The sequence below is a fragment of the Ruegeria sp. ANG10 genome (assembly GCF_040705255.1).
GTDB lineage: Bacteria > Pseudomonadota > Alphaproteobacteria > Rhodobacterales > Rhodobacteraceae > Ruegeria.
On the sequence record NZ_JBFCVU010000027.1, the window covers coordinates 1 to 3,940 of the forward strand.

3 protein-coding genes and 1 pseudogene are annotated in these 3,940 nt (G+C 58.3%); all 4 read right to left on the reverse strand.

Annotated elements, in window-relative coordinates; translation table 11 throughout:
- Positions 1-191: 191 nt before the first annotated feature.
- On the reverse strand, positions 192-1,163 hold the full coding sequence (locus AB1A64_RS22290; RefSeq protein WP_366554349.1) for a D-glycerate dehydrogenase: 972 nt from the start codon (positions 1,161-1,163) through the stop codon (positions 192-194).
- Positions 1,163-2,050, reverse strand: coding sequence for a succinate--CoA ligase subunit alpha (gene sucD, locus AB1A64_RS22295; protein WP_366554351.1), 888 nt, complete (start codon positions 2,048-2,050; stop codon positions 1,163-1,165). Before sucD ends, AB1A64_RS22290 begins: the two co-directional genes overlap by 1 nt.
- Positions 2,050-3,246 carry a malate--CoA ligase subunit beta gene (locus tag AB1A64_RS22300; RefSeq protein WP_366554353.1) on the reverse strand — a complete coding sequence of 399 codons (1,197 nt, stop codon included), beginning with the start codon at positions 3,244-3,246 and terminating at the stop codon, positions 2,050-2,052. Before AB1A64_RS22300 ends, sucD begins: the two co-directional genes overlap by 1 nt.
- Positions 3,247-3,261: 15 nt before the next feature.
- Positions 3,262-3,940 (reverse strand): annotated as a pseudogene (locus AB1A64_RS22305) (aminotransferase); the annotation flags it as partial.

The window sequence follows — 3,940 nt, forward strand, 5'->3', positions numbered from 1 at the left end:
CGATCTCATCGCGCTGGCGGCCCAGCTCAGATGTGATCGAGCCAAACAACTCAGGGTCACGGTCGGATAGGGATTGGGTGAAAAAACCGTCTGTACGATGCGGGACATTCACGGCGCAAAGCTCCTGTAGAAGAGGGCCGATGCAACGGTTGTGGCGACATCGGCGATCATTTTTCTGGGCGGACTAGGTGTCAGATCACCCGGTCGCGCGGCTCACGGCCTTGGAAAAAGTCACTCAGATTATCGAGAACCCGGAAGCCCATCGCCTCGCGCGCCTCGCGCGTTGCACTGCCCAGATGCGGGAGCATCACGAGGTTGTCGCATTGCATCAGGTCCGGGCTTATCCGGGGCTCGCCATCGAACACATCCAGAGCTGCGCCGCCAATCATGTCGAACATCAGCGCCTGTATAAGGGCCCGTTCGTCGATGACTTCACCGCGTGCGGTGTTGATCAGGAACGCGTTGGGTTTCATCAGATCCAGCCGGCGTGAATTGATCAGGTGACGATTTGCGGCACCTCCGGGACAGTGGAGAGAAACGAAATCACTCTGCGGCAACAGCTCGTCGATTGTGTCGACCTGGGTTGCGTTGCACTGGGCCAGAACATCGGGTGAAATCTGACTGCGGTTGTAGACAAGAACGCCCATGCCGAACCCGTGATGGGCACGACGCGCCATTTCTTGCCCGATACGGCCGTACCCGATGATGCCCAGCGTTTTACCACTAACCTTGGTGCCGACCAGATGCGTGGGCCGCCATCCGGTCCAGCCACCAGCGCGCAGCTCACGCTCGCCCTCTCCGGCACGGCGCGCGACCATCAGCATCAGGGTCATCGCGATATCGGCGGTGCATTCGGACAGGACATCAGGCGTATTCGTTACTGTCATGCCCAACTCGCGCGCAGACAGCTCGCAGATATGGCTGTAGCCAACCCCGTAATTGGCAATGATCTTGGTTTGCGCTCCGGGCACATCAAGCGCTTCAGCGCTGAGTGTGTCGGTGACTGTGGGCAAGACGGCATCATAGGTTTTCAGCGCCTGCCGGATATCCGCCGGGGACATTGGTGTGTCCCCGGTATTCAGTACGGCGTTGTAGTTTTCTGCCAGTTGCGCCTCGACGGCGGCAGGCCAGCGACGGGTGACTAAGACCGAAGGTTTGACCATCACGCAGCCTCCATCACACGTGCGATTGTTTCACCAATCACGGCAGGGTTTTCGGCCACGTTCACACCGGCGGCGGACAGAATCTCAACCTTTTCGCTGGCGCTTTCGCCAAAGGCCGAGATGATCGCCCCGGCGTGGCCCATGGTGCGGCCCTTCGGGGCGGTCAGGCCCGCAACATAGGCGACCACCGGTTTTGTAATGTGATTGCGGATATATTCTGCCGCTTCAGCCTCTTGTGGTCCGCCGATTTCACCAATCATTGCGATGATGTGGGTATCCTTGTCCTCTTCAAACCGTTGCAGGATATCCTTGAACGAAGACCCGTTGATCGGATCACCGCCGATACCGACGCTGGTCGATACACCGATCCCGCGCTCTTTCAGCTGTGCAGCGGCTTCATAGCCCAGCGTGCCCGAACGGCCAATGATGCCGACATTGCCAGGCAGGTAAATGTGACCTGGCATGATACCCAACAGCGCCTTACCGGGACTGATCGTTCCGGCACAGTTCGGGCCGGTTAACACCATGCGTTTGTCCTTGGGATAGCGATACATGTAACGCTTTACGCGGATCATGTCCTGCGCCGGGATGCCATCAGTGATACACACGCAATAGCGGATACCTGCATCTGCGGCCTCCATGATTGAATCGGCAGCAAAGGGCGGGGGCACGAACACAAGGCTTGCATCCGCGCCGGTGGCCTCGACGGCTTGTTTGACGGTGTCAAAAACGGGCACACCTTCGACGGTTTCACCACCTTTTCCAGGTACGACACCGCCAACAACATTTGTCCCATAGCGGAGCATGTCTTTGGTGTGGAACCGGGCCATCCGTCCGGTGATGCCTTGCACGATGACGCGCGTTTCACGATCGAGAAGAATGCTCATTACACAGCCCTCATCTTGGTGCCTTGAGTAAGGTCGTTTTTCCATGCGCCGACCACGCGTTCGGCGGCTTCCATCAGCGTTGTGGCGCGAATGATGGGCAGGCCCGATTTCGCCAGAATTTTCTGGCCTTCCTCGACGTTCGTTCCCGCAAGACGCACAACAACTGGGATTTCGAGTTCCAGTTCCTTCAACGCCTGAACAACGCCTTCGGCCACCCAATCGCAGCGGTTGATGCCTGCAAAGATGTTGACGAGAATGGCCTGCACGTTGTTGTCCGACAAAACCAACCGGAACGCCTTGGTCACGCGTTCGGGCGAGGCGCCGCCGCCGATATCGAGGAAGTTCGCGGGCTCGCCCCCCGCCAGTTTGATGGTGTCCATCGTGGCCATGGCCAATCCGGCACCGTTGACGATGCACCCGATGTTTCCGTCCAAACCCACGTAAGACAGCCCACGGTCCGCCGCGCGGCTTTCACGGGGATCTTCCTGGCTTTTATCGCGCAGTTCCGAGATTTGCGGATGGCGGAACAGGGCATTGTCGTCAAAGCTCATCTTCGCATCCAATGCCAGCACACGGTCGTCGCCAGTAATGACCAGCGGATTGATTTCAACCATAGTGGCGTCCAGATCGCTGAAGGCGGCGTAGCAGCCCTGCAGCGTGCGAACCATTTGCTGCACCAGTTTCGGCTCAAGACCCAACTGGAAAGCAATTTCACGGGCCTGGAACTCTTGCAGCCCAACCGCAGGTTCAACAATCGACCGGACGATACTGTCGGGGCGTTCGGCGGAAATCTCTTCGATCTCCATTCCGCCCTCGGACGAGGCCACAATCATCACCCGCTGGCTTGAGCGGTCAAGCACCAGGCCAAGATAAATCTCGCGATCAATCGGCACAGCGGATTCGACATATACACGATAGATACCCTTGCCTTCGGGACCGGTCTGATGAGTCACAAGCTTGCGCCCGAACAGATCATCGCAGGCCTGATAGATTTCGTTTTCGGTGTTGCACAGCTTGACCCCTCCGGCCTTGCCGCGCCCGCCTGCATGGACCTGTGCCTTGACGATCCACTTGTCGCCACCCAACTCACGCGCCCGATAGGCTGCTTGTTCGGGGCTGTAGGCCAACGCGCCTGACGGCACGTCGACGCCGAAATTCGAAAGGATTTCCTTCGCCTGATATTCGTGGATATCCATGTGATCCGCTCCTGTTTATGCAGCGATTGAAGTGCCGTAGCGGCTGTCCAGCAAAGCTTCGATTGCATCCTGATCGACATCTGCGCCCAACTCGCGCAGAGCTTGGGCAAACAGGCGAACAATCTGGCTGACAGCTTCGCGATTGAGCTGGTTGAGAATACCGATGCGAACCTGCACCGGCGCGCTGAGCGTCGGCCACAGGCCAAACCCCTGCGCCCGGCAATTTTGCACCAATTCCATTTCGCGCCCTGCCAGTTCCGGCGGCAAGTTGAGTACAACAAGGCTGGGCATGTCCGAGGTGACCTGACACCCCATCTCGGTTACGGCGTCCCGCAGGACTTTTTCGTGGGTCCGATACGACATCGACCGCCGTGACAGACCCTCTTGCAAAGTCAGTCGCAGGGATTCATGGAAGGCGGCCACTGCGTATCCCGAATGGGTCCGGTGATAGATGCCTTTTTCCACGTCCTGCCCGTCGACGATGCCCCAGTGACGCGCCTCGAAAATCGGGTTGTGGACATAGGTGTAGGCCCCGGTCGTCTTCAAGATTTCGATGTAGACATCTGTAAAGCTGACCGGTGCGTATGTCAGTGGCAAACAGCACAGGCCCTTTTGCGGACAAGAGGCCCAGCCAGCGATCCCCGAATAGTCATCGATCCGGAAATCCTCGACACCCAAAGACGAAACGGCGTCA